21 protein-coding genes are annotated in these 25485 nt (G+C 63.7%); 15 read left to right on the forward strand and 6 right to left on the reverse strand.

Annotated elements, in window-relative coordinates:
- The first annotated feature begins 35 nt into the window (after positions 1 to 35).
- Positions 36 to 1208, forward strand: a complete 1173-nt coding sequence (locus ACR65T_RS16975) for a site-specific DNA-methyltransferase (protein WP_434497593.1) — start codon at positions 36 to 38, stop codon at positions 1206 to 1208.
- 211 nt (positions 1209 to 1419) lie between these two features.
- Here the strand turns inward: ACR65T_RS16975 and ACR65T_RS16980 are convergent, their stop codons facing one another.
- From ACR65T_RS16980 to ACR65T_RS17000, 5 genes are all read right to left on the reverse strand, one after another.
- Positions 1420 to 2292 carry an undecaprenyl-diphosphate phosphatase gene (locus tag ACR65T_RS16980; RefSeq protein ID WP_434497594.1) on the reverse strand — a complete coding sequence of 291 codons (873 nt, stop codon included), beginning with the start codon at positions 2290 to 2292 and terminating at the stop codon, positions 1420 to 1422.
- 458 nt (positions 2293 to 2750) lie between these two features.
- Positions 2751 to 4475 (reverse strand): OFA family MFS transporter, encoded by a 1725-nt coding sequence (locus tag ACR65T_RS16985; RefSeq protein ID WP_434497595.1) that lies wholly within the window; start codon positions 4473 to 4475, stop codon positions 2751 to 2753.
- Positions 4476 to 4699: 224 nt separating this feature from the next.
- Entirely contained in the window at positions 4700 to 6664 is a 1965-nt protein-coding gene (locus ACR65T_RS16990; protein ID WP_434497716.1) for a protein meaA, read from the reverse strand.
- A 77-nt stretch (positions 6665 to 6741) separates the two neighbouring features.
- The gene (locus ACR65T_RS16995; protein ID WP_434497597.1) at positions 6742 to 7152 is read right to left on the reverse strand and encodes a type II toxin-antitoxin system VapC family toxin; all 411 of its coding nucleotides are present in this window, start codon (positions 7150 to 7152) and stop codon (positions 6742 to 6744) included.
- A complete protein-coding gene (locus ACR65T_RS17000; RefSeq protein WP_434497598.1) occupies positions 7149 to 7484 on the reverse strand; it encodes a type II toxin-antitoxin system Phd/YefM family antitoxin in 336 nt (111 codons plus the stop codon). Before ACR65T_RS17000 ends, ACR65T_RS16995 begins: the two co-directional genes overlap by 4 nt.
- 100 nt (positions 7485 to 7584) lie before the next feature.
- On the opposite strand from ACR65T_RS17000, the gene ccrA reads away from it, so the two are divergent.
- The 7 genes from ccrA to ACR65T_RS17035 all read left to right on the forward strand — a co-directional run bounded on the left by ccrA (position 7585) and on the right by ACR65T_RS17035 (position 17294).
- Positions 7585 to 8838, forward strand: a complete 1254-nt coding sequence (gene ccrA / locus ACR65T_RS17005) for a crotonyl-CoA carboxylase/reductase (protein ID WP_434497599.1) — start codon at positions 7585 to 7587, stop codon at positions 8836 to 8838.
- Between the two features lie 149 nt (positions 8839 to 8987).
- A complete protein-coding gene (locus ACR65T_RS17010; protein ID WP_434497600.1) occupies positions 8988 to 9821 on the forward strand; it encodes a hypothetical protein in 834 nt (277 codons plus the stop codon).
- Between the two features lies 1 nt (position 9822).
- Positions 9823 to 11850 (forward strand): hypothetical protein, encoded by a 2028-nt coding sequence (locus tag ACR65T_RS17015; protein WP_434497601.1) that lies wholly within the window; start codon positions 9823 to 9825, stop codon positions 11848 to 11850.
- Positions 11851 to 11995: 145 nt separating this feature from the next.
- Positions 11996 to 12712: an ABC transporter ATP-binding protein gene (locus ACR65T_RS17020; RefSeq protein WP_434497603.1), complete on the forward strand. Its 717-nt coding sequence runs from the start codon at positions 11996 to 11998 to the stop codon at positions 12710 to 12712.
- Positions 12709 to 14187: an ABC transporter permease subunit gene (locus tag ACR65T_RS17025; RefSeq protein WP_434497604.1), complete on the forward strand. Its 1479-nt coding sequence runs from the start codon at positions 12709 to 12711 to the stop codon at positions 14185 to 14187. Before ACR65T_RS17020 ends, ACR65T_RS17025 begins: the two co-directional genes overlap by 4 nt.
- A gap of 8 nt (positions 14188 to 14195) precedes the next feature.
- Positions 14196 to 15659 carry an ABC transporter permease gene (locus ACR65T_RS17030; protein ID WP_434497605.1) on the forward strand — a complete coding sequence of 488 codons (1464 nt, stop codon included), beginning with the start codon at positions 14196 to 14198 and terminating at the stop codon, positions 15657 to 15659.
- A gap of 276 nt (positions 15660 to 15935) precedes the next feature.
- The gene (locus ACR65T_RS17035; RefSeq protein WP_434497606.1) at positions 15936 to 17294 is read left to right on the forward strand and encodes a cytochrome P450; all 1359 of its coding nucleotides are present in this window, start codon (positions 15936 to 15938) and stop codon (positions 17292 to 17294) included.
- Here the strand turns inward: ACR65T_RS17035 and ACR65T_RS17040 are convergent.
- Positions 17289 to 18212 carry a hypothetical protein gene (locus tag ACR65T_RS17040; protein WP_434497607.1) on the reverse strand — a complete coding sequence of 308 codons (924 nt, stop codon included), beginning with the start codon at positions 18210 to 18212 and terminating at the stop codon, positions 17289 to 17291. The genes ACR65T_RS17035 and ACR65T_RS17040 overlap by 6 nt on opposite strands.
- A 107-nt stretch (positions 18213 to 18319) precedes the next feature.
- On the opposite strand from ACR65T_RS17040, the gene ACR65T_RS17045 reads away from it, so the two are divergent.
- The 7 genes from ACR65T_RS17045 to ilvN all read left to right on the forward strand — a co-directional run bounded on the left by ACR65T_RS17045 (position 18320) and on the right by ilvN (position 25434).
- Positions 18320 to 19993, forward strand: coding sequence for an acyl-CoA dehydrogenase family protein (locus ACR65T_RS17045; protein ID WP_434497608.1), 1674 nt, complete (start codon positions 18320 to 18322; stop codon positions 19991 to 19993).
- A 40-nt stretch (positions 19994 to 20033) separates the two neighbouring features.
- Complete coding sequence (locus ACR65T_RS17050; protein ID WP_434497609.1) at positions 20034 to 20285, forward strand: DUF2442 domain-containing protein; 252 nt, start codon at positions 20034 to 20036, stop codon at positions 20283 to 20285.
- Between the two features lie 551 nt (positions 20286 to 20836).
- A complete protein-coding gene (locus ACR65T_RS17055) occupies positions 20837 to 21268 on the forward strand; it encodes a hypothetical protein (RefSeq protein WP_434497610.1) in 432 nt (143 codons plus the stop codon).
- Between the two features lie 60 nt (positions 21269 to 21328).
- A complete protein-coding gene (locus ACR65T_RS17060) occupies positions 21329 to 21946 on the forward strand; it encodes a glutathione S-transferase family protein (RefSeq protein WP_434497611.1) in 618 nt (205 codons plus the stop codon).
- Between the two features lie 80 nt (positions 21947 to 22026).
- The gene (locus ACR65T_RS17065; RefSeq protein WP_434497612.1) at positions 22027 to 22791 is read left to right on the forward strand and encodes an SDR family oxidoreductase; all 765 of its coding nucleotides are present in this window, start codon (positions 22027 to 22029) and stop codon (positions 22789 to 22791) included.
- A gap of 237 nt (positions 22792 to 23028) precedes the next feature.
- Complete coding sequence (locus ACR65T_RS17070) at positions 23029 to 24801, forward strand: acetolactate synthase 3 large subunit (RefSeq protein ID WP_434497717.1); 1773 nt, start codon at positions 23029 to 23031, stop codon at positions 24799 to 24801.
- 81 nt (positions 24802 to 24882) lie between these two features.
- Complete coding sequence (gene ilvN, locus ACR65T_RS17075; protein ID WP_196403480.1) at positions 24883 to 25434, forward strand: acetolactate synthase small subunit; 552 nt, start codon at positions 24883 to 24885, stop codon at positions 25432 to 25434.
- Positions 25435 to 25485: the final 51 nt, after the last annotated feature.

The following is a 25485-nucleotide window of genomic DNA, read 5'->3' on the forward strand; positions in this document are numbered from 1 at the left end:
TCTCGCATGTTGGTTGCGTTGATGGTGTTCAGTTCATGCGTAGCGCGCGCGTCGGGGCGGCTCGCCTCAAAGCCCGAAATCAGGTCACGCGTATCGGGCGCACAAATGAAGGGCCGCTCCGCGCGACGGCGCGCAACGAAATCCTGTGCGGCGACTGCGTCGCATCAATGGAGCGACTGGCGCAGGAGAGCGTCGATCTCGTCTTCGCCGATCCGCCCTATAATCTCCAGCTCGCCAATCGTTTGCATCGCCCGGATCAAAGTCTCGTCGATGCGGTCGATAATGACTGGGACAAATTCGCAAATTTCGCCGCCTATGACGCCTTCACGCGCGACTGGCTCGCCCAGGCGCGCCGGGTGATGAAGCCCTCGGCGACGATTTTCGTGATCGGCTCCTACCACAATATTTTTCGCGTCGGCGCGATCATGCAGGATCTGGGGTTCTGGATCCTGAACGACATCGTCTGGCGCAAGAACAATCCGATGCCGAACTTTCGCGGCCGGCGCTTCACCAACGCCCATGAGACGATGATCTGGGCGGCGCGCGACCAAAGCGCCAAGAACTACACCTTCAATTACGAGGCGCTGAAGGCGGCGAACGAGGATTGCCAGGTTCGCTCCGACTGGCTGCTGCCGATCTGCGGTGGGACAGAGCGTCTCAAGGATGGCGCGGGCCGCAAGACCCACCCGACGCAAAAGCCGGAAGCGCTGCTCGCGCGCGTCATTCTCGCGGCCTCGAGCCCGGGCGATCTGGTGCTCGATCCCTTCTTTGGCACGGGAACGACCGGCGCCGTCGCCAAGCGCCTCGGCCGCGACTGGCTGGGCATCGAGCGCGACGGCGACTACAGAGCCGCGGCGCGGGAGCGGATCGCGGCGATCGAAGCCTTGCCGCATGAAACGCTCGCGACGGCCCCGTCTAAGCGCACGGAGCCGCGAATCGCCTTCGCCAGCCTCGTCGAAGCGGGACTCATCGCGCCGGGCGCGACGCTCGTTGACGCTAGGCGGCGCCATCGCGCGGTGGTGCGCGCCGACGGCGCGCTGTCGCTCTCCGGCTTCGTCGGCTCGATCCACAAGACCGGGGCGCTGGCGCAGGGCCTGCCGGCCTGCAACGGCTGGACCTTCTGGCACTACGAAGAAAAGGGCGCGCTCGCGCCGATCGATGATCTGCGGGCTGAGGCGCGCGAGCGCCTCAAAGTGGCGGCGGAGTGATAACCCTCTCCCACGCAAGTCGAGCCTGCTCGACTTGCGATTAACAATGCTGAAGTCGGCAACAGCCGACTTCAGACCGGAGAGGGTCGGACCGAAGGTCCGGGGTGAGGGGAAACAACCTCGATTGCTTCCGGATTCAGGCGATCAGCGCGCGACCCCTCACCCGGCTCGCTTCGCTCGCCACCCTCTCCCAATGGGAGAGGGTTAGGCGCTACGCGAGAAAGCCTGCGTAGAAGCCGACGAGCAGCACGATTCCGATGAAGGCGCGATAGTAGACGAAGGGCCAGGCGGAAAAGCGTTCGAGAATCCGCAGCAAGCCCCAGATCGCGACAAAGGCGGAGATCGAGGCGACGAATAGTCCGAGCGTCAGCACCGCCCAGCCGTGGAAATCGAGCTGCGCCTTATGCAGCTCCCACAGCTCCTTCAGGCCCGCGAGCGCGATCGCCGGCAGGCCGAGCAGAAAGGAAAAGCGCGCCGCTTCCTCGCGCTTGAGGTCGAGGAATAGCGCCGCCGTCAGCGTCGAGCCCGAGCGCGAGACGCCCGGAATGAGCGCGCCGACCTGCGCGAAGCCGACGATCATCGCGTCCTTCAGGCTGACATGTTCGAGCGTGCGCTTGTGATTGCAATAGAGTTCGGCGATGGCGAGCAGCGCCGCCATCACGATCGAGGAAATGCCGATCACCGGCAGCGTGCGCAATGGCGAGCCGCAGGTGTTGAGCGTATGCGACAGCGCGAGGCCGGCGATGCCGATCGGCACGGTCGCGAGCGCGATCCAGACGACGAAGCGAAAGGTCCAATCGTTGAAGTCGCGCCGCACCAGCGCCCGTACGGACCCCTCGGCGAGCGCGCGGATGTCGCTCCAGAAATAGCTGACGACGGCGGCGAGCGCCGCGAGCTGCATCGCCGCGGAGAAGGCGGAGCCAGGGTCCTTCCAGCCGAGCAGCGCCGGAACGATGCGCATATGCGCGGTCGAGGAGATCGGCAGAAGCTCGGTGATGCCCTGCACCACGCCAAGAACGGCGACTTTCATATAACCGAGATCGACAAAACCGGTGTCGAGCCCATTCGTGCAAGCGGTCGCCATAGAGGCCCTCGTCTCGTTTGTCGGCCCCGCAACGAATCACGAAGGCGCCAAGCGACTCCGACTTCTGGCAAACAAGCCGGCCGCGATCAAGGCGACGCGGGGGCAATCGCAGGGGAATCGGATGAAGGGCTTCCTCATCCTGAGGAGCGTGCGCAGCACGCGTCTCGAAGGGCGAGGAAGCCCGATTTCGCGTATTTTTCCTCACCTTCGTCCTTCGAGACGCCGCCTGCGGCGGCTCCTCAGGATGAGGGTGAGGAAAACAATCCTTCCCCCGATTCCCCTGGGGGCAATCGAGTGAAGGCCGGGCGTTTGCGCGTCCCTCCCCTTTACGGGGAAGGTGGCCCCGCGAAGCCGGGGCGGGTGGGGTAGCATCGGCTCGATCTGTTACGCCAAGCCCCCACGGGCTGCGCCCTACGACCTCCCCGCAAAGAGGAGGCATTTCGCGCGCCTTCATAAAATCAGTGAAACAGCGCGGCGGTTTTGAGGAGCGTCGTCCAGACGCCCCAGGCGAGGGGGACGCCGACGGCGGCCCAGGCGAAAACCAGCAGCAGCGATCCGCCTTTTGAGCCGGGCGGCGCGCGCGCGGCGGCCGGCGGATCGGCGTCGGTCGCGGCGGGGTCCAACCCTTCTTCGACAAAATCCTCGAAATCGGCGTGGATGTCGTCATCTGCCTTGACGACCTCGGCGACCGTGATGTGCTTTTGCGCCGCGACCTCTTCATCGCTCATGTAATATTTCTCGGCGCAGGGCCGCACGAGCAGATTGCAGACGAGACCGCAGAGCAGCAGGCCCGCGAGCACATACATCGTCTGATTATAGGCGGCTTCGCGCGGGACGCCGACGCTCAGCTGATATTCGCGAATGTAATTGACAAGCACGGGCCCGAGCACGCCCGCCGTCGACCAGGCGGTCAGCAGCCGTCCATGGATGGCGCCGACATGATGCGTGCCGAAGATGTCGGCGAGATAGGCGGGGATCGTCGCGAAGCCGCCGCCATACATGGTGATGATGACCGCAAAGAGCAGGACGAAGAGGCCGACGATCGCCCCGCTCGCGGCGAAGGGGATCGCCGAATACAGCGCGATGCCGACGATGAAAAAGATCGCGTAAGTGATCTTGCGGCCAAATTTATCGGACGCCGACGCCCAGCCGATGCGCCCGCCGATGTTGCAGAGGCTCAAGAGGCCGGTGAAGCCCGCGGCGATCGCGGCGATCTGCTTTTTCTGATCGGCGTCGAGCTGATCGAATCCAATGTCGAGGCCCATCAGTCTGCCGCCGAAGACTTCCTGCAGCATTGGCGAGGCCATGCCGAGAACGCCGATGCCGGCCGAGACGTTGAGGCAGAGCACGGCCCACAGCAACCAAAACTGCGGCGTCCGCCACGCGACGTCGAGATGCACATGACGATGCGTCACCATGGCGTTCTTGGCCGCCGCGGACGGCGTGAATCCTTCCGGCGCCCAACCCTCGGACGGCACCCGGTAGCCGAACGCGCCGGCGACCATGAAAGCGAAATAGATCGCCGCCAGCGTCACGAAGGTCTGCCAGACGCCCGGCGAAGCCGGCGTGGCGTAGAAGCTCATCAGCCGGTCGGCGAGCGGCGCCCCGATCATCGCGCCGCCGCCAAAGCCCATGATGGCGAGACCGGTCGCCAGGCCGCGCCGGTCGGGGAACCATTTGATGAGCGTCGAGACCGGCGAGATATATCCAAGCCCGAGACCAACGCCGCCGATGACGCCGGAGCCGATCCACAGCATCCAGATCTGATGGAGATAGACGCCAAGCGCCGAGATCAGCAGGCCGCCACACCAGCAGCAGGCCGCCGCGAGCCCCGCCTTGCGGGGGCCTGCCGTCTCCAGCCAATGGCCGAAGACCGCCGCCGACGAGCCCAGAAACACGAAGAACAGCGTGAACGTCCACCCTAACCAGCTGATCTTCCAGTCGCAGTCGGTGGCGACGAGCGTCGCGAAAAGACCGAGCGTTTCCGGACATTCCTTCGGCTGCGCGCCGCCAATGATCCGCGACAGCGGCAGCCAGAAGACGGAAAAGCCATAGGCCATGCCGATGCACAGATGAATGGCCAGCGCCGCCGGCGGCACGAGCCAGCGATTGAATGCGGGGGACGCGATGGTGCGCTCCCGGCTGAAAAAATCGGGACGGGCGATGGCGTCGGCGGCGGACATGAACGCTCCTGCGGCGATGTTGCGGCGCAATATTGCGCAAGCGCTGTGCGCGGCACAAGTCCGGGCAGCCCAAAGCAATCCTCATCCTGAGGAGCCGCCAAAGGCGGCGTCTCGAAGGACGAGGATTGCGCCGCCATGAGGCCGTGATTTCTGGAGACGGTCCCTCGTCCTTCGAGACGCGCGCTCCGCACGCTCCTCAGGATGAGGGACCTTCCATTGGCGCCTTAAACCGCCGCCTTCTCGATGATGTGGGCGAGGTCGGTCATGATGGCGTTGAGGTCGTAGTTCTTCGGCGTGTAGACCGCCGCGACGCCCGCTTCGCGCAAGAGCTTCTCGTCGGCCGGCGGGATGATGCCGCCGACGACGAGCGGCGCATCGACGCCCTCCTGCTTCATCAATTTGATGACTTCATGCGCGAGCGTCACATGCGAGCCCGAGAGGATGGAAAGGCCGATGCAATGCGCGCCCTCCTTCTTCGCGGCCTCGACAAGTTCGGCCGGCGTCGAGCGGATGCCGGCGTAGATCACGTCGAAGCCGGCGTCGCGGGCGCGCACCGCGATTTGTTCCGCGCCGTTGGAATGGCCATCGAGGCCGGGCTTGCCGACCAGAAACTTCGCCCGTTTGCCGAGCTTTTGCGACACGCGTTCGACTTCGCCGCGCACGGCGTCGAGCGCGCCGCCGACCTGACGGGCGGTCGATGAGACGCCGGTCGGCGCGCGGTATTCCCCGAACACGCCGCGTAAAACATTGCCCCATTCGCCGGTGGTGACGCCCGCCCTCGCCGCGGCGATGGACGGCTCGACCATGTTGCGGCCTTCCTTGGCGGCGCGCGCCAGCTCTTCGATGGCGGCTTGCGCGGCCTTCTGGTCGCGGCCTTCGCGCCAGGCCTTCAGCCGCGAAATCTGTTCGGCTTCGACATGTTCCGGCACGACCATGATCTGATCGTCGCCCGAGGCGAGCGGCGACGGCTCGCCGCCGGTGAATTTGTTGACGCCGACGACGATCTGCTCGCCGGCCTCGATCGACTCGAGGCGCGCGGTATTGGCTTCGACGAGCTTGCCCTTCATATAGCCGATCTCGACCGCCGCCGCCGCGCCGCCGAGCTCCTCGATCTTCTTGAGTTCGGCCATCGCCTCGGCCTTCAGTTCGGCGACCTTGCGGGCGATCTCGGGATTGCCGTCGAAAATGTCGCCATATTCGAGCAGATCCGTCTCATAGGCCATGATCTGCTGCATGCGCAGCGACCATTGCTGGTCGAAGGGGCGGGGCAGGCCGAGCGCCTCGTTCCAGGCCGGAAGCTGCACGGCGCGAGCGCGGGCGTTCTTGGAGAGAACGACGGCGAGCATCTCGATCAATATGCGATAGACGTTGTTCTCCGGCTGCTGCTCGGTGAGCCCCAGCGAATTGACCTGCACGCCATAGCGGAAACGGCGGAGCTTCTCGTCCTTCACGCCATAGCGCTCGCGCGTGATCTCCTCCCAAAGCTCCGCGAAAGCGCGCATTTTGCAGAGTTCAGTGACGAAGCGCATGCCGGCGTTGACGAAGAAGGAGATGCGGCCGACGACCTGGGCGAAGTCTTCCTCAGGCATTCCCGCGGCTTTCACGCCGTCGAGAATGGCGACGGCGGTCGCCAGCGCATAAGCGAGCTCCTGCGACGGCGTCGCGCCCGCTTCCTGCAGATGGTAGGAGCAGACGTTCATCGGATTGAACTTCGGGCATTCCTTCGTGGTGAAGAGAATGAGGTCCTGCGTGAGGCGCAGCGACTGCGTCGGCGGGAAGACATAGGAGCCGCGCGACAGATATTCCTTGATGATGTCGTTTTGCGTCGTGCCCTGCAGTTTTGCGCGCGGCGCGCCTTGCTCTTCGGCGGCGGCGATATAGAGCGCCATCAGCCACACGGCGGTGGCGTTGATGGTCATCGACGTGTTCATCTCGCTGAGCGGGATGCCGTCGAAGAGCGTGCGCATATCGCCCAGATGCGAGACCGGCACGCCCACCTTGCCGACCTCGCCGCGCGAGAGGATGTGGTCGCTGTCGTAGCCGGTTTGCGTCGGCAGATCGAAGGCGATGGAGAGACCCGTCTGGCCCTTGGCGAGATTGGAGCGATAAAGCTTATTGGACTCGCTGGCGGTCGAATGGCCGGCGTAGGTGCGAAACATCCAGGGCTTGTCGCGGCGCGGGGCGGACATGTCGTTCACTTTAATGGCTCCTTCGCCCGTTGCGATAGCACATGACCCTGTTTTGACAAGATGAGGCCGCCAGCGGCTCAAACGAGCGTCTCGACTCCCGCCGCCTTCGCGGCCCGCGCCAGCGCGGCGTCGAGGGTTGCGAGCGGCAGACGGCGGCGCTGCGCAAGCTCCAGATAGGCGGCGTCGTAGACGGTGAGGTTGTAAAGCGCGGCGAGCCTTATTGTTGTCATCCAAGCCTGTTCGTCGCTCTCTTCGTCGAGAACGATCGAGATTTTCCCGAACCGGTCAACGGCGATTTTCGGGAAGCCGGACATCACCCGTCCTCTCCGCTCGGCGAGCGCCAGAACATTGGCGACTTCATATCGCCACAAGCTCGGAACGACGATGCCTTCTTCGATAACCCTGTCGAAGATCGCAAGAATCTGAGGCGTCATCTCTTCATCGAAGCAATAGGCGAGTGCAACGGAACTATCGAGGACCAGACTCACGGCCGCCCTTCGTTAATCAGATCCTTGATCTTGAGACCGTCAAGTCTGTTGCCTTTCGAGAGTTCGCGAAGCTCTGCCATCGCCTTGCGCGCCCGCGCGATGTCGTGCTCCGTTCGCACAGGCGCGAGCCGCGCGACGGGCTTGCCGCGGCGGGTGATGATGATTTCCTCGCCCTTCTCGACCCGGTCGAGCAGGCTGCCGAGCGTGTTTTTCGCCTCGAAGGCGCCGATTTCCATCTTTCGTCCGATCGACTGGCTCAACCAGCTTAATGATAGGGGCAGGGACGCTATCCGGCAATGCGCGACGACCGCCGCCGCGCCGGGAAGGGCCATGCCGCCCTCAACTTAGGGACTATTCGCGCCGCGCCGCCACGTTTATAAGCTCCCGCCAATGCCAAGGCCCGATAAGGGCGGTAAGGCGAGGAGCCCAAAATTGACCGATAAGAAAGACCTCTATGAGATGGGCGAGATTCCGCCGCTCGGGCATGTTCCCAAGAACATGTACGCCTGGGCGATCCGCAAGGAGCGGCATGGGCCGCCGGAAACCGCCATGCAGCTCGAGGTCTTGCCGACCTGGGAGCTCGACAGCCACGACGTGCTGGTGCTCGTGATGGCGGCCGGGGTCAATTACAACGGCGTCTGGGCCTCGCTGGGCGAGCCCATCTCCGTGCTCGATGCGCACAAAAATCCCTTTCACATCGCCGGCTCCGACGCTGCCGGCATCGTCTGGGCGGTCGGCTCCAAGGTGAAGCGCTGGAAGGTCGGCGACGAGGTGGTCGTCCACTGCAACCAGGACGACGGAGACGACGAGGAGTGCAACGGCGGCGACCCGATGTTCTCGCCCTCGCAGCGCATCTGGGGCTATGAGACGCCGGACGGCTCCTTCGCCCAGTTCTGCCGCGTTCAGGATCGCCAGCTGATGGAGCGCCCGAAGCACCTCTCCTGGGAAGAGGCGGCCTGCTACACCTTAACGCTCGCGACCGCCTATCGCATGCTCTTTGGCCACGCGCCGCACCAGTTAAAGCCGGGCGACAATGTGCTGGTGTGGGGCGCCTCCGGCGGGCTCGGCGTGTTCGCCGTGCAGCTCTGCGCCGCCTCGGGCGCCAACGCCATTGGCGTCATCTCGGATGAGAGCAAGCGCGACTACGTGCTCTCGCTCGGCGCCAAGGGCGTCATCAACCGCAAGGACTTCAAGTGCTGGGGGCAGCTGCCGAAGGTCAACACGCCGGAATATGTCGAATGGACCAAGAACGCCCGCGCCTTCGGCAAGGCGATCTGGGACATCACCGGCAAGAAGGACGTCGACATCGTCTTTGAACATCCGGGCGAAGCGACCTTCCCGGTCTCCTGCCTCGTGGTGAAGCGCGGCGGCATGGTGGTGTTCTGCGCCGGCACCACCGGCTTCAACCTCACCTTCGACGCGCGCTATGTGTGGATGCGTCAGAAGCGCATCCAGGGCTCGCATTTCGCGCATTTGAAACAGGCCTCGGCCGCCAATCGCTTCGTGCTGGACCGCCGCGTCGACCCCTGCATGTCGGAGGTCTTCCCTTGGGAGAAGATTCCTCTCGCCCACACCAAGATGTGGAAGAACGAACATGCGCCCGGCAATATGGCGGTGCTGGTGATGGCGCCAAAGCCCGGCTTGCGCACGGTCGAGGATGTGACGGAAGCCTATAAGCAGAAGTAGAGCTCTTCGACGAGAGCGGTCCAAATTTTTTTGGCGTTTCCATCATGCTGTTATGCCGTGATAATTTACGAAATGACCTTGCATCTCTCCGAGCGTCGCGATCTGTCGCGGATCGCGCGCTCGGCGACAATTTTTTGTTCGAAGAACGGGTGTCGGACGCTCGTCGCGACGACTTCGAAGCGACCGATCCAGCGCTCGCATCGTTGGGAATGATACAAGCCGCTCACTTCAGGATTAGAGTTCAAGGCGCGCGCCGCGCCCATGTTCCGGCGACTTTCCAGTCGATCAATGATTTGGCGCTCTACATGCCGGACATCGAGCCGAACCAAAAACTGGTGAGGCTTGAGTGCATCGACGGCATTCTGAATCGGACGGGACAGAATTTCGTGGACCTCGAAAACGCGCTGCTGTCATCACCTCGCGACAACTCGTTGATCGCGCAAGTCGCAGATCAATGGAAAAGTTTTCCCGGCGCTCGTCCGGCCTTTGTAGCGTTTAAATCGGAACTGGCGGGCGACCTCGCCGAGAACGATTGGCTCACTAGGCTGCGCAACCGTTTGGGCCTTGGTCATCATTGCCCGGCCTCCGGCGAGCGCAAAGCCTTCGCGTTGATGGAATATCTCGTTAAGGACGTGCTCGATGAATGGAGCTGGGTCAGTCCGCGAGGCGCTTTGCGCGCCTTCGCCTTTCCGACCGTGTTAGAAGCGCCGGGCAGCCCCTATTTCTTTCCTGCTCCGAATGAAGCTGGTTCGAACTTTACAGTCGATCTGACCGAGGGCGCCGCCGCCCGGCCTTCGATTCGCGAACTTCTTCATGTTCGGATAACCTATCGACCGCAACATCTCGTTCGGGTCGGCGAACTCGTCGGGCCATTGCCCGAGATCAGGCTCGCCGCCAAACGGGACGCGCATCTCGATGAACTGCGGAGAATTTCTGGCCGCGCCGATTTTGGGGCCCATATGAACGGCGAGGTGGACGATTAGCATGGAGGCGGTTGCGACCATCGCGCCTCGGCGTCACGTCTGGCTGGATCGGCTGATCGCCGCTCCGGAAGCGGAAGTTCGCGCCCTGGTGGAAGGGACCGCCGACATCCACCCCTTTGGCCGCGCGGAACCGAGCGACGCCGCCGCAACGCTGCTGTTTGGCCTGTCGGGTGACGACCCGGCGTCGCACGCTTTCGACGAAGGGGCGCTCGCGGCGCTCGAAACCTACCGTAAGACATTGCCGCGCATCACGGGAGCGCAGCGGGACCGGATCGCGCTGGCTGCGCTGGACCTGATGACGGTGGTTCAGCGCCTTGCTCCGCGCAATACGGTCGTCGATTTTCACCGGCGCTTCCCCTATTGGAACAATTGGGCGGAAACACTGGTCATCGACCAGGGGCTCGATTTGCGGCGTGAATATTGGCGTGTTCTCGCCCTGACGCAGGATATTGCGGAAGAGGCAGGGCTGGCGGCGAGACGTTTGCTGCCGTTCTGGCTGAGTGTTTGCGGCGAGGCTGGCCAGCGTGGAGCCTACGACGAAACCTATCTGACGGTCGGGCTGCTCGGCTTACGGCGGCTGCCGCTCGAAGAAGGCGGCGCCAATGAGGAGGCCGCGCTGCATGGTCTCGCCCGCTGGGCCGAGGCGCAGCGGCCAGACAAGAAGCGATTCTTGCGGGAATGGCGGGTGCTCGAAGGCGCCTTTCCGCGCGATCCGACCTTCTGGACGCCACTGGTCGCACGGGTGCTGGAGTCGGTGGAATCGGAACTCAGCCGCAGGACAAATCACACCCAAAGCACATTTCTGGCGGCACATTGGTGGCGCGAAGACCTGGACCTCATTCGCGGGGCCAAGGTCGACGTCCCCGATAGCTGGATCAGCCCACCAGACCGGTCGTTGCACGAGACGGTTCTCGACGGGATACGGAACGAACGCCCTTTCCGAACATTGCAGATCGCTCAACTTGTCGCGAAGCATCAGCGTTATGCTGCTCGCACGGGGGATACGTATTATCTCGTGCGCACAGCCTGCAACGTCGGCATGAAACTCTTGAAGGGCGGCGACGAGCCAGTAAAGCGGGCAAGAACAGCCCGCGACCTTGCGCAGTTGGCCCAACGTTTCGAGCCTTCCAATGTTTACGCATGGGCGTTGTGGCGCGACGCCCTCGCCGCGATGGGTCATTTGGACGCGGCGGAACGCGTTGGCTGGGAAACGCTTCGCCGATTTCCGGAAAATGAGCAGTGGCGCAATCAACTGGCGTTGCTGCTATCCGATCGCGTCGGCCGCGGGGGGGAAGCAGAGGCATTGCTGCGCGAAACGATGCGGCTCTTTCCTCGCGACGTAGTGGCGCGCACCCAATTGGCGGATATTGTCGGTCGAGAAAGCGCAAGGCTTCCAGAGGCGATCGGCATTCTCGAGGGGGCGCTCGGGATCGAGCCTGAAGATCGTATCGCAAACGACATGAAACAACGTTTCGAACAGGGCCGGACGAGCAAACCGCGGCCAGTTTCTTCGACCACCGCCATTGTGGCGGAAAGAGCCGAAGGTGATTCTGATGATCTTCCGCCGCACATCGCGACGACAGCGCGTGCGCGGAGGGCGCTGTTCCAGTTTCGAAACGGACAGACCGACGCCGTGGCCGAGGTGCGGCGCCTTCTCGATGAAGACGAGAACCTCGCCTATGCGCGCTATGTCGCCGCCGCCGTGGGCGTGATCGAGCCTTCGATCGACAATACCGTGCTCGCTGCGGCTTTTCTCGCGGCGGCGAAGGCGGGATCGGCGGCGGCGCTGCGCCCGTTCCTCGATCGCGCCTGGGGGGTTGACGCGGTTATCATATCGCTTGCTGGAGCCGCGCGAGGCGATATGGATGCCGCTTCGAACGTGCGGTTCTGGCTCGCGGAGCCCGCCAACGATCTACAGCCACGGGATGCTAATATTCGCGCCATTGCAGCTCGGCCGGCTGCTTCCATTCCCACGGAATTGCTCGCTGACATGCTGGCAGCGTCCCAGGGCATTGCCATCGCCGCCTGACCTCGAAGAGGAGCTCTCACTGCGAGCCTTCATCGCCCGCTCGCTTGACGGCCACCGCGCGAAGGGGCAGGCTTGAACAAGAGATCATACTTGACGCCGGCGCGAGGCCAAGCGCGCTGGCGCAAGCCGTAGGGCGGATGCGGCCATGCTCGAAGCGTGCAATCTCACCAAGCGTTACGACGGCGCCGACGCGCCGGCGCTCGACCGTCTCAATCTGACGGTGCCGGGCGGCGAAGTCTTTTGCCTGCTCGGCCCCAATGGCGCCGGCAAGACGACGACCGTCAATCTCTTCCTCAATTTCATCGATCCGACGGAAGGCCAGGCGCTGGTCTGCGGAATCGACGCCGCGGTTGATCCCTCGGCGGCGCGCGCGCGTCTCGCCTATATCCCCGAACAGGTGATGCTCTACGGCGCGCTCACCGGTCTCGAAAATCTGCAATATTTTACCGAGATATCTGGCGCCGAGGCGCCCCGCGATGAGCTTCTCTTGCTGCTCGCCGCCGCCGGCCTGCCGCGCGACTCCTTCGAACGTCCGGTGAGCTTCTATTCCAAGGGCATGCGCCAGAAGGTCGGCGTCGCCATCGCGCTCGCAAGGCGCGCGCAGGCGCTTGTGCTCGATGAGCCGACCTCCGGCCTCGATCCGCTCGCGGCCAATGAGTTCGCCGCGCTGATCGAGCGGCTGCGCAAGGAAGGCATGGCGGTGCTCATGGTCACACATGACCTCTTCCTCGCCAAGCAATGCGGCACGAAGATCGGCATCATGGCGCAGGGGCGTCTCGCATCGGTCTTCGGCGCCGACGACGTCGATCATCTCGGGCTTGAGCGCGCCTATCTCGATCTCTTCGCGAGCGCGGCGGCGTGAGCGATCTCGCTCTCGCCCCGCTCGCCACGACGGCGCCGGCGAAGAGCCGCTGGCGCATCGTTCGCGCCGTCGCCGCCAAGGAATGGCTGGAGCTGTTCCGCGACCGGCGCCTCGTCTGGCTCTGCGCCTTCATTATGGCGCTGATGCTGGCCGCGCTCGCCTTCGGCTATGTCGAGAACGCCCGCGTCCTGCGCGAGCGCGAGGCGGCGGCGCAGGCCGATCGCGAGCTTTGGGTGGGACAGAGCGCCAAGAATCCCCACGCCGCCGCGCATTTCGGCCAATACGCCTTCAAGCCGCTGAGCCCGCTGGCGCTCGCCGATCCCGGCGTCGACGCCTATGTCGGCTCGGCGGTGTGGCTCGAGGCGCATAAGCAGAACGAGACCCAGTTCAAACAGGCGCGCGACGGCGGCGTCGGCGCGCGGCTCGGCTCGCTCTCGCTCGCCTTCATCCTGCAGACGATCGCGCCGCTCATCGTCATCCTGATGGGCTTCGCAAGCTTCTCCGGCGAGCGCGAAAGCGGCACGCTGAAACAGCTGCTCAGCGTCGGCGCCAGGCCGCGCGACATTCTCGCCGGCAAGGCGCTGGCGCTGATCGGCGCGATTTTCGCGCTGCTCGCGCCGGCCTTTTTCGTCGCGGCGCTCGCCCTCATCTTTTTCGTCGATCGCGAACGCCTGTCGCTCGCCGATCAATTCCTTCGACTGGGGGCGCTCGGCGCCGCCTATGCCGCCTATCTGGCGGGCTTCGCCTTTCTGGCGCTTGGCGTTTCGGCGCTCGCCAGAAGCTCGCGCGCCGCGCTCGTCACGCTGCTCGCCTTCTGGCTCGCCAATTCCTTTCTCGCGCCGCGCCTCGCCACGGACGCCGCGCGCGCCTTTGCGCCGACGCCGACATGGCAGGAGTTTCGCGCCGGCATCGCGCAGGACAAGGCGAAGACATTCGGCCATGATGACAGCCATCCCGCCTTCGTCGCCTTCCGCGACGAGACGCTGAAAAAATACGGCGTGTCGCGCATCGAGGATCTGCCGGTCAGCTTCCGCGGCCTCTCGCTGCGCAAGGACGACGAGAGCGGCTATCTGATCTTCGATCGCCACTTCGGCGCGCTGCAGTCGGCCTTCGATCGTCAGGACGCGCTGCGCGCCGCGCCCGGCTTCCTGTTCCCGCTGCTGGCGCTGCGGCCGATTTCGATGGCCTTCGCCGGCGTCGACAGCCGCAGCCAGTTCGATTTCGCCACGGCCGCCGAGGCGCATCGGCGCGATATCCAAAACCAGGTCAGCGACAACCTCATCCATTTCGCCCACGACAATAGCTATGTCGCCGGACCCGAGCTGTGGCGAAAGATCGCCTCCTTCGCCTATCGGGCGCCCGGTGCGGTCTTCGCCCTGGGCTACAGCGCCCTCCCGATGATCGGCCTGTTCGCTTGGCTCGCGCTCGCTTGCGCATTCGCGCTCTTGGCGGCGCGGCGTCTGCGGCCGGTATGAGCGCGCCGATGTCTTCCGCTTTCCTCTCTTCCGCTTTCCTCGCGGGCATGCGGTTTGAGGCGCGCATGATGCGCCGTGACGGCGCGATCTGGTTCGCGCTGCTGATTTTGGCGGGCGTGACGCTTTTTGCGCTGGCCATGGGCGCGTCGCGCGTCGCGGCGCAACAGGCGGCGATCGCGGCGGCGCGCGCCGACGAGACGCAGCGCCTCACAAACCTCCAGAAGACGCTGGCGCAATTGCAGCAGGGCGAGACGCAGGGAAAGCCCGCGCCGGAGCCGCCGCCCTATCGCGATCCGCGCAACGCAGCCTTCATGGGCGGCGGGCCTGCCGCGGCGGTCGCCGCGCTCGCGCCCGCGCCTTTGGCGCTCGTCGCCACAGGGCAGAGCGATCTTCTGCCGCCCGCCGTCCGGGTGACGACCGGCTCCAAGGACAGTTTCCTCTTCGCCGACGAAATCGACAATCCCGCCAATCTGATGTCGGGCGCGACCGATCTCGCCTTCGTCGTGGTCTTCGTCTATCCGCTCGTCATTCTGGCGATGGCCTTCAATCTGCTCGCCGGCGAGCGCGAGCAGGGAACGCTGGCGATGACGCTCGCCTCGGCGCGCCGGCCCAGCGCCGCGCTCGCCGGCAAGCTGACGGCGCGCGTCGCCGCGCCGATCGCCGCGACGCTGCTGGCGGTTATGGCGGGCGTCTGGATTTTCGCGGGATGGGAGCGCCTTGCCTCGCCCGGCTTCGCGGCGCTGCTTTTCGTCGTGCTGCTCTATGGCCTGTTCTGGGCGGCGCTCGCCGCCGCCGTCGATGGGCTCGGCCGGGGGTCGGCGTTCAACGCGCTGACGCTGATCGGCGCCTGGGTGGCGATCACCATGATCCTGCCCGCCGCGATCAACAGTATCGCCGCTTTCGCCCATCCGGCGCCGTCGCGCATCGACATGGTGCTGGCGGCGCGCGCCGCCTCGACCGACGCTGACAAGGCGCGCGACGCTTCGCTCGCCCGCTACGCCGACGAACATGGCGGCGGCAGGCCGGCCGGCGGCTCGCAGGAGATGACGCTACACCGCCTCGCGACGCAGGAGGCCGCCTTCCAGCGAGTCGAGGCGATCGTCGCACAGCATGACGCGCAGCTCGCCCGCCAGCGCGACATGGCGGACAGGCTCGGCTATCTCTCGCCGGCCTATCTGACCTATCAGGCGATGGCGGATGTCGCCGGCTCCGGGGAGGCGCGCTATCGCGCCTTTCTCGACCGCATCCGCGCCTTCCATGTCGACTGGCGCGAGTTCTTCCTGTCCCGCGCCAAGGCCGGCGCCTCGCTCACCGCGCAGGACTACGCCGCAATGCCGAAATTCACGCAGGCGGATGAAGAGTTGATGGCGCGGGCGCCGGCCGGACTCGCCGGCCCGCTCATCGGCGTCGCGCTGCCGATGCTGATTCTCGCTATTTTTGCTTGGCGCGGATTTCGCCGCTGCAGGATTTGACCGGCGCTGCCGACTTCTTTTTCTGCGCCGATTTTTCGCGCAGGTTCGCAGGCCGATCGGGTGAAGGGCTTCCTCATCCTGAGGAGCGTGCGCAGCACGCGTCTCGAAGGACGAGGAAGCCCGATTTCGCGTAGTTTTCCTCACCCTCGTCCTTCGAGACGGCCTCTTCGAGGCCTCCTCAGGATGAGGGTGAGGAAAACAATATTCGCCAGATCCACCTGCGCGGGTTCGCCCTCGTCATTGAAGCGAATATCTTCGCGGCGCAGGAGCTTTGCGATGTTTCACGATCCGGATTTCACGCCCTTCACGCCAAATGAGCGGCCGTCCTGGCGTTCAACCAAACGCAATTTTCTCGAAAACTGGCCGCCTGCCGCCTATCGCGAACATTATTTCACGTTTCAGAGCGTCTGGCCGTTTGTCGGGCGCACGCATTATCTCACCGATCCCGAACTCATCGAAGACATGCTGATCACGCGCGCGGACAGTTTTACGCGCGACTTCATCACAATCGGCGCGTTATCGTCCGTCATTAACCGCGATGCGTTGTTCTTTGTCGAAGGCGCGGACTGGAAATGGCAGCGGCGCGCGCTCGCGCCCGCCTTCCGACACGAAAATCTTTTGGCGCTCACGCCGACATTCGTCGATTGCGCCAAAGCCCAGGCGGAGGCTTGGCGCCTTGCGCCGCAGGGGGCGCCGGTCGATGCGATGAACGCCATGTCGAACGTAACTTTCGCGGTGATCGAGAAAGCCGTGCTCGGCGTCACCGGGGCCTTCGATCGCGGCAAGTTTGTCGCCGCCTTGCAGGAGAGTTTCGCCGCCATCTCCTGGTCGCGGATCTTCACCCTGCTTCGACTGCCGACATGGCTGCCGTTTCCGGGGTCATCGAAAGTCAATCGCGACATGCGCTACCTTTACGACGAGACCGCGCGCCTCCTTGCGACGCGGCGCGCATCGGGCGGGCAAACGGAGGCGATCATCGATCGGCTGCTCGCCGCCAAGGACCCCGAAAGCCGCCGGTCGATGACCGACGCCGAACTCATCGCCAATCTCTACGGCTTTTTGGTCGCGGGGCATGAAACATCGGCCGTCGCGCTCGGCTGGAGCCTGTGGCTGCTCGCCAAGGATCAGGCGTCGCAGGAGCGCCTGCGCGACGAAGTGCGCGCGATCGCCGGCGACGCCGACATCAGCGGCGACAGGATCGAGGGGCTGCAATTTACAAAGCAAGTCATACAGGAATCGATGCGCCTCTTTCCGCCGGCCGCCGCGATTGGGCGACAGCCGCGCGAAGACATGATGCTCGGCCCGCATAAAATCTCGAAGAAAGAGCCGGTCTATGCGGCGCTCTGGGCGCTGCATCGTCACGAGAAACTCTGGGACGCGCCGAACGCTTTCGACCCCGACCGTTTCGCGCCGGAAAAAGCCAAGGCGCGCCATCGCTGCGCCTACTTGCCGTTCGGCGCCGGCCCGCGCATCTGCATCGGCATGGGGTTCGCGATGCTGGAAATGACCGCGATCCTTGCGACGCTCGTTCGCGACTTTCGTTTCGCGCCGGTCGAGGGTCATCGGCTGGAGCTTGCCCCAGATTTTACGACGCGGCCCAAAGGCGGGCTGCCGCTTCACGTCTGGCCATTATAAGGGGGCGGATACCGATATTCCCTTTATCCAATCGAAGGCATGCACGAAAAGAGTGGTTGCCCCTGCAATTGAGGTTGCTATAACTGATACCACAATTAGTGCCACCAATATTGATGCATCAGAAAGCGCAGCCCGTTTAAAATCCATAAATGACATGTATGGCCCACTTTTGATCCTAGTTTTGACATCTTGAACTCGACAGTGGATTTTGCAATCCTTCGTGACACCATCCGAATAGACCAGAACTTTAAATGATTCTGAGCCGTTGAAGAACGGTACGATGTTAAAACGTATCATCGGATCTACATCTACGCGGGGCTCATCAAAATTAAGCTTGACAGCTTTTTGCAAGTCAGAGTTATCTACGATAACCTCTGCCATATATTCATGATGCAAATTTGGAATTTCAATATCAAACCGAAAATCTGCAATTGATGTGTTACCAGTATTCTTGATGAATACTTCTGACCTGTTTAGGTTTAGAAATTCGCGCCCGCTAACCTTAAAAGAGATGGCGTTATTGTGCTTCCGCAGTGGCAACGTCACATCCTCTGTCTCAGTCACCCAAAATGTCACCGCCTTCCGCTTTGCAATGATAAAATATGTTGCCACGGCACCCGCCGCCGCCGAAATCAGAGCGGAAACTATTGTTGCAATAGGCTGAAAGGAAGACAGATCGGACATTTTGTGATCCTTAGCGCGCAAGGAAGCCATCTGTGAAAACGAGCAAACTCTATGCTTAGCACCGACTGTGAAGTCCAGCGGCAGCCAGAACCTCAATCCAAAATCCATATAGGACAGCTTTGGGCCGCGCGCGCGGTCTTTGAAGACAGCCGTTCGATATCCGCTCATGGCGCGAAGCAGGCATTCCGCCTGCCAGCGAAAAGTTTCAGTTTTTCGCCCAAAGCTGAAATTCAAACTGAGGCGCTACCCCGCTGGCGCGGTTGCGCGGCGAGCCAAATGGCGGCATGTAGGGCGCGAATTTGCTCAGCGCCGAAGGGGCGCCTCGACTTCCGGAAAGCAGAATGACCGCAGCCGTCGCGACGAAACTTGCAGCCGCCGATTGGACCAGTGACGCGAAAGAGGCGCTCGCCGCCGTCGAGGCGCTTTACAAGGATGCGCTGGCCAGCGTGCGCGCCCGCGACTCCCGCGACGGCAAGATCGCCAATGATCTGTTCGAAGCCGACCAGCACGCCGCCCATGGGCTCGCCTGGCTCGCGACCTATGTGCAGGGCCTGCGCGAACTGATTGACTACGCCGAGCGCCTGTCCTCTGAGGGCGCCTATGGCGAGACCGAAGAGCTGTTGAACCGGATCGGCTTCGCCGAATTCCTCGCCCAGGTCTATGGCGGCATTCCGATGAGCCAGGGCGAGATCGTCCGGCTCAGCGATTTCGGCCTGACGAACCAGCAGATCGCGGCGCGGCGTCCCGCCTGCGTCGACCGGCTGATCCTTTCCGGCAATACGCCGGCGAACCGCGCCCGCCTTGCCGAACTCATCGACCATCACGCCGCGGCGGAGACCATCGGCGCGTCGGGCCTCGACGAGACGCTCGAAGCCATCCGCAGCGAGATGCGCAAATTCGCGTCCGCCAATGTCACGCCCTATGCGCAGGACTGGCACTCGAAGAATGAATACATCCCGCTCGACGTCATTTCCGGCCTGGCCGACCTCGGCGTCTTCGGCCTGACGATTCCGGAGGAATATGGCGGCTCCGGCATGGGCAAGATCGCCATGTGCGTCGTCTCCGAGGAATTGTCGCGCGCTTACATCGGCGTCGGCTCGCTCGGCACGCGCTCGGAAATCGCCGGCGAACTGATCCTCGTCGGCGGCACGCCGGCGCAGAAGGAGAAATATCTCCCCAAAATCGCCTCGGGCGAAATCCTGCCGACCGCGGTTTTCACCGAGCCCAACAATGGCTCCGACCTTGCCGGCCTGCGCACCCGCGCGACGCTGGAGGGCGGCGTCTATAAGGTCTTCGGTAATAAGACCTGGATCACCCATCCGGTGCGCGCCGATGTGATGACGCTGCTGGTGCGCACCAACCCCAATGAGAAGGGCTATAAGGGCCTCTCCATGCTGCTCGCCGAAAAGCCGCGCGGCACCGACGAGAACCCGTTCCCCGCCAAGGGCATGACCGGCGGCGAGATCGAAGTGCTCGGCTATCGCGGCATGAAGGAGTTCGAGATCGGCTTCGACAATTTCGAAGTGCCGGCCGAAAATCTTCTCGGCGGCGAGGAGGGCAAGGGCTTCAAACAGCTCATGGAGACCTTCGAGTCGGCCCGCATCCAGACGGCGGCGCGGGCGCTCGGCGTCGCCCAATGCGCCCTCGACCTCGGACTGAAATACGCCAAGGAGCGCATTCAGTTCGGCAAGCCGCTGTTCTCCTTCCCGCGCGTCTTCAACAAGATCGTCTCCATGGCGATCGAGATCCACATCGCCCGCCAGCTCACCTATTTCGCCGCGCGCGAGAAGGACGAGGGCAAGCGCTGCGACCTCGAGGCCGGCATGGCGAAGCTGCTCGGCGCGCGCGTCGCCTGGGCGGCAGCGGACAACGCTTTGCAGATCCATGGCGGCAACGGCTTCGCGCTCGAATATCCGGTCTCGCGCGTGCTCTGCGACGCCCGCATCCTCAATATTTTCGAGGGCGCGGCCGAGATTCAGGCGCAGGTCATCGCGCGAAGGCTGCTGGAGGGGTAAGGGCGACAGGATCGTGCCCCCTTCATAGAAAGGGCCTGGCATGAGCATTTCGGCTAAGTCCCTACGCTTTGACGACGATAGCATGTGGGTCGAGCTGTCGGACGGGCGCACGCTCGGCGTGCCGCTCGTTTGGTTCCCGCGTCTTCTGCATGCGACGCCGGCGCAGCGCCTCGTTTACGAGATCAGCCGCAAAGGCCTGCATTGGGACGAACTCGACGAGGACATCTCCATCGAAGGGCTGCTCGCCGGCCGCGGCGACGAGACGCGACACACGCCGGTCGCGGCGCAGTAGAGCGCGAGCAGCGCTGACGGCGAGGGGCGGAGCCGATAAACAAAAAGCCTGGCGACTGAATCGAAGAAGCGCAACTTATCCGCGTCATGCCCGCGCTTGTCGCGGGCATCCACGCGCTCATGAGCCGTCGTCTCGGAGATTGAAGCTTTTCGTCTCGAATCGGTGAGCGCTCTGGAATAAATCGGCGGCCGCGCGCATAATGCAGCCATGCGCGAAACAGATCTCTTTACGTCCAGAATTGAGCCTGACCCACTCTATGCGGGGCGGTTCCGTTGGACTGTCTGCGAGGGGTCACAGATTCATCTGCGCTCCCCGCATTCCTACGCAACCAAGCGCGAAGCTGAGCAGGAAGCGGATAAGGCGCTGCAAAAACTTGCTTCCACATGGACGGGCAAGCGCTGACCGAGCCATTGGAACGCCCGCGCGACCTCGACGAATGGTCAAGGCGCCTATTCGACATCGCCACGGGCGCGATCGAAGACCTTTAGGCGCGCGGCGCTATCTCGGTTCACCGTCTTTCTCGCGGGCGCCCGGCGCCTTACCTTCCGCTCATGAGCAAGCGCGTCTATCGCCTCGTTGACGGCTCACGCGGGCCGCGGCGGGATTTCCGCATCACCGTCGGGCTGCGCGAGGGCTGGGAGGCAGAGGGCCGCGTCTATGACCTATCCGAAGCGGTGCGCTGCGCGCACGCCTGGATGCGCCGCCGCGTCGAAGCCGGCCAGCCCGCGCTCTCCGGCATGTTCACCCGCGGCGAGGTGACCTACGCTTGGCCCAGGGACGACGGCACGGTCGGTTCGGACCGCGAGCCGGTCGCGATCTTCACCGGCGAAGCGGTGCACGCCTATCTCGGCGGCCTTCCCGACGCGCAGATCGAGGCGATGCTGAACGAACTCGCCGGCGCGCTCGGGGCGGCGCTCGGGCAGGAGCGCCTCTATGTCGCCTTCTGCGACAAAACCTGGATCCTCGACTGCGGCGAGGGGTAGGCGCGACCCTCCTGGGCCGCCGCCCTATTCTAAGAGCGACGCTCTCAATGGAGGCCCCTCATGGTCACGCTCTACTATCATACAGGCGCGTGTTCGCTCGCGCCGCATATCGCGCTCGAATGGATTGGCGAACCTTACGAGACCAAGGCGGTCGAGTTCGGCGACAAGGAATATTTGAAGATCAATCCGGCGGGCGCAGTGCCGGCGCTCGACACCGGCGAAGGCTGGATCCTGACCCAGGCCGCGGCCGTGCTGCGCTATATCGCCAGCCGTTTCCCGCAGGCGGGGATCGCCCCCGACGGTTCGCCGCGCGAAGAGGCCGAGGCCGACCGCTGGGCGTCCTTCATCACCGGCGATCTCCACCCGGCCTTTTTCCCGCTTTTCTCGCCCAATCGTTATACCCGCGCCCGGGAGAAGGAGGCGTTCGACAATGTGCGCGAAGCCGCAAAAGCGCTCGTGCGCAAGAAATTCGATATTGTCGAAGAGCATCTTGCCGGGCGGCGCTTCATGGTCGGCGACAAGCGCAGCTATCTCGACGCCTATGTCTTCCCGATGGAGCGCTGGGGCGCGTCGTTGCTGGAAGATGGGCTGTCGAAATATCCCAATGTTCAGAAACATCACGACATGATGGCGGCGGACGAAGGGGTCAAGCGCGTGCTCGCCGCCGAAGGCGCGTGATCGCCTCAAATGATCGCCTCTTACGAGCTTGACCGCGACGGCGGCGGGTGAAAGCTTCCGCTCAGGCTCGGGAGGGGCTCATGGCTCGATTTGACGGTAAAGTCGCGCTCGTCACCGGCGCGGCGAGAGGCCTTGGCCGGGTGACGGCGCTCGCCTTCGCCCGCGAAGGGGCGAGGGTAGCGCTCGCCGACATCGATGAGGCCGGCGGACACGAGACTCTCGACATGATCCGCGCCGAAGGCGGCGAGGGGCTCTTCACGCCAGCCGATATGCGGATCGAGCGGGACGTCGAAGCCATGGTGGCGAAGACGGCTGAGACCTATGGCCGCCTCGATTGCGCCGTGAACAACGCCGGCGTCGTGCGCTTCAAACCCATCGCCGAGGAGACGGAGGACGGTTTCAATTTTCATATCGACGTCAATCTGCGCGGCGTGTTCTTCTGCATGAAGCACGAGATCCGGCAGTTGCGCCAAAACGGCGGCGGCGCCATCGTCAACCAGTCGTCGATCACCGGCAGCCTCACCGGCAATCCCACGGAGGGCGCCTATGCCGCCTCCAAGGGCGGCGTCGACGGCTTGACCAAGACGGTCGCGCTCGAGGTCGCCAAGGACAATATCAGCGTCAACGCCATCTGCGCCTGCGGCATCGACGCCCCCGGCGACGTCTTCCGTCAATGGATGGAGAAGGAGCGCATCAGCCCTGAGCAGGCCGGGAAGCTGTTTCCGATCGGACGGATGGGCAAGGCCGAAGAGCTGACGGAGGCCGTGCTGTTCCTGTGCTCCGAACAGGCGCGCTTCATCGTTGGCCACCTCCTTGTCGTCGACGGCGGATGGATCGCCCGCTGAAGATTCATTCTCCGCCCTTGATTCTCCACCGCGCCTCCCGTAACGTCGGCCGTGAACGAAGGGGCGGAACGCGTAAATGCGCGCAATTCTCGTATTTGAAGCGCCACGGACGGAGCAGGGCTAGGCCCGGCCTCCGCCAATGGCGCTTGACCCAAGGCCCCAAGAGGGCCTTTTTTGTTGCCCGAAGACGAAAAACATCCTAGTCGCCCGCCGCGAGAAGCAAGACGGAAAATGATGATGTCGAAGGAAATGTCCGGCGCCGAAATGGTGGTCGAAGCCCTGAACGACCAGGGCGTGGAGATTCTTTTCGGCTATCCGGGCGGCGCCGTCCTTCCGATCTACGACGTGCTCTTCCAGCAGGAGAAGGTGCAACACATTCTCGTGCGCCACGAGCAGGGGGCCGCCCATGCCGCGGAAGGCTATGCGCGCTCCTCAGGCAAGGTCGGCGTGCTGCTCGTCACCTCGGGACCTGGCGCCACCAATACGGTGACCGGCCTCACCGACGCGCTGATGGATTCGATCCCAATCGTTTGCATCACCGGCCAGGTGCCGACGCATCTCATCGGTTCCGACGCCTTCCAGGAATGCGACACGGTCGGCATCACCCGCCACTGCACGAAGCACAATTATCTCGTCAAGAACATCGCCGATCTGCCGCGCGTGCTGCACGAGGCCTTCTATGTGGCCTCGTCCGGCCGGCCCGGACCGGTTGTCATTGACATCCCCAAGGACGTGCAGTTTGCGCGCGGCGTCTACGCCCCGCCGCGCAGCGCCGCGCATAAGACCTATCATCCCAAGCTCGACGCCGACATGGCTGCGATGCAGCAGGCCGTGCGCCTGATGGCGACGGCGAAGCGTCCGATCTTTTACACGGGCGGCGGCGTCATCAATTCCGGACCCGCGGCGTCGACACTGCTGCGCGAACTCGTGAGCCTCACGGGCTTTCCCATCACCTCGACGCTGATGGGGCTCGGCGCCTATCCGGGATCGGGCGAGAACTGGCTCGGCATGCTGGGCATGCACGGCACCTGGGAAGCCAATCACGCCATGCATGACTGCGATCTGATGATCGCGATCGGCGCGCGTTTCGACGACCGCATCACCGGACGTCTCGACGCCTTTTCGCCGGGCTCGAAAAAGATCCACATCGACATCGATCGTTCGTCCATCAACAAGAACGTCAAGGTCGATCTCGCCATCGTCGGCGATTGCGCCCATGTGCTCGAAGCCATGGTGCGCCTGTGGCGCGCCGAGGCGATGAGCGCCGACAAGCAGCCGCTCGACGATTGGTGGGCGAAGATCAACGAGTGGCGGGCGCGCAAATCGCTGGCCTTCCGCAATTCGGAAACGGCGATCAAGCCGCAGCATGCGGTGCAGCGGCTCTATGCGCTGACCAAGGATCGTGACGTCTATGTCACCACCGAGGTCGGGCAGCATCAGATGTGGGCCGCCCAGCATTATCATTTCGAAGAGCCGAACCGGTGGATGACCTCGGGCGGGCTCGGCACCATGGGCTACGGCCTGCCGGCGGCGATCGGCGCGCAGCTCGCGCACCCCGGTTCGCTCGTGATCGACATCGCCGGCGAAGCCTCGATCCTGATGTGCATTCAGGAAATGTCGACGGCGATCCAATATCGCCTGCCGGTGAAGATCTTCATCCTCAACAATGAATATATGGGCATGGTGCGCCAGTGGCAGGAGCTGCTGCATGGCGGGCGTTATTCCCATAGCTATTCCGAGGCGCTTCCCGATTTCGTCAAGCTCGCTGAAGCCTTCGGCGCCAAGGGCATCCGCTGCTCTGATCCCGCGTCGCTCGACGCCGCGATCCAGGAGATGATCGACTATGACGGACCGGTGATCTTCGACTGCGTCGTCGACAAGGTCGAAAATTGCTTCCCGATGATTCCCTCCGGCAAGGCGCATAACGACATGCTGCTCGCCGATCTTTCCGACGACGCTGGGATAGAGATCGGCGCGATCATCGACGAAAAAGGCAAGATGCTTGTTTAGGCGGTCGGGTTTCGGCAATCGGCAGTCGTGGCGCTGCAATCGACTGCCGACTGCCGATTTGCCGACCGTCCAGGAAAAAAGATGAACGCTCCTGCTTCTCCGCCATCTCCCTATTCTGCGGCCGCGCCGAACTCCAAGGTCGAGTCGCATACGCTCTCCGTGCTCGTCGACAATGAGCCGGGCGTCTTGGCGCGCGTCGTCGGCCTGTTTTCCGGCCGCGGCTACAATATCGAGAGCCTCACGGTCGCCGAGGTCGCCCACGCCGAACATCTCTCGCGCATCACCATATTGACCTCCGGCGCGCCGGAGACGATCGACCAGATCCATCACCAGCTCGAGCGACTCGTCCCCGTGCATCAGGTGACCGACCTCACCATGTCGATGCGCTCGCTCGAACGCGAACTCGCCATGGTCAAAGTCAAAGGTCGCGGCGACCACCGCACCTTCGCGCTACAGCTCGCCGAAGCGTTTCGCGCCCGCATTGTCGATGCGACCACGGAGAGCTTCATTTTCGAACTGACCGGCAAACCGCACAAGATTGATGAATTCATCGACCTGATGCGTCCGATCGGGCTCGTCGAGGTTTCCCGCACAGGCGTCGCCGCCATCTCGCGCGGGCCCGATCCGATCTAAGGCGCGAGAATTTTGACCTTGCCGGGCGGCCCGCGTAGAAGGAGCCCGCCA

Origin of the sequence: Methylocystis sp. (assembly GCF_051061285.1) — a bacterium.
In the GTDB taxonomy this organism is placed as follows: domain Bacteria; phylum Pseudomonadota; class Alphaproteobacteria; order Rhizobiales; family Beijerinckiaceae; genus Methylocystis.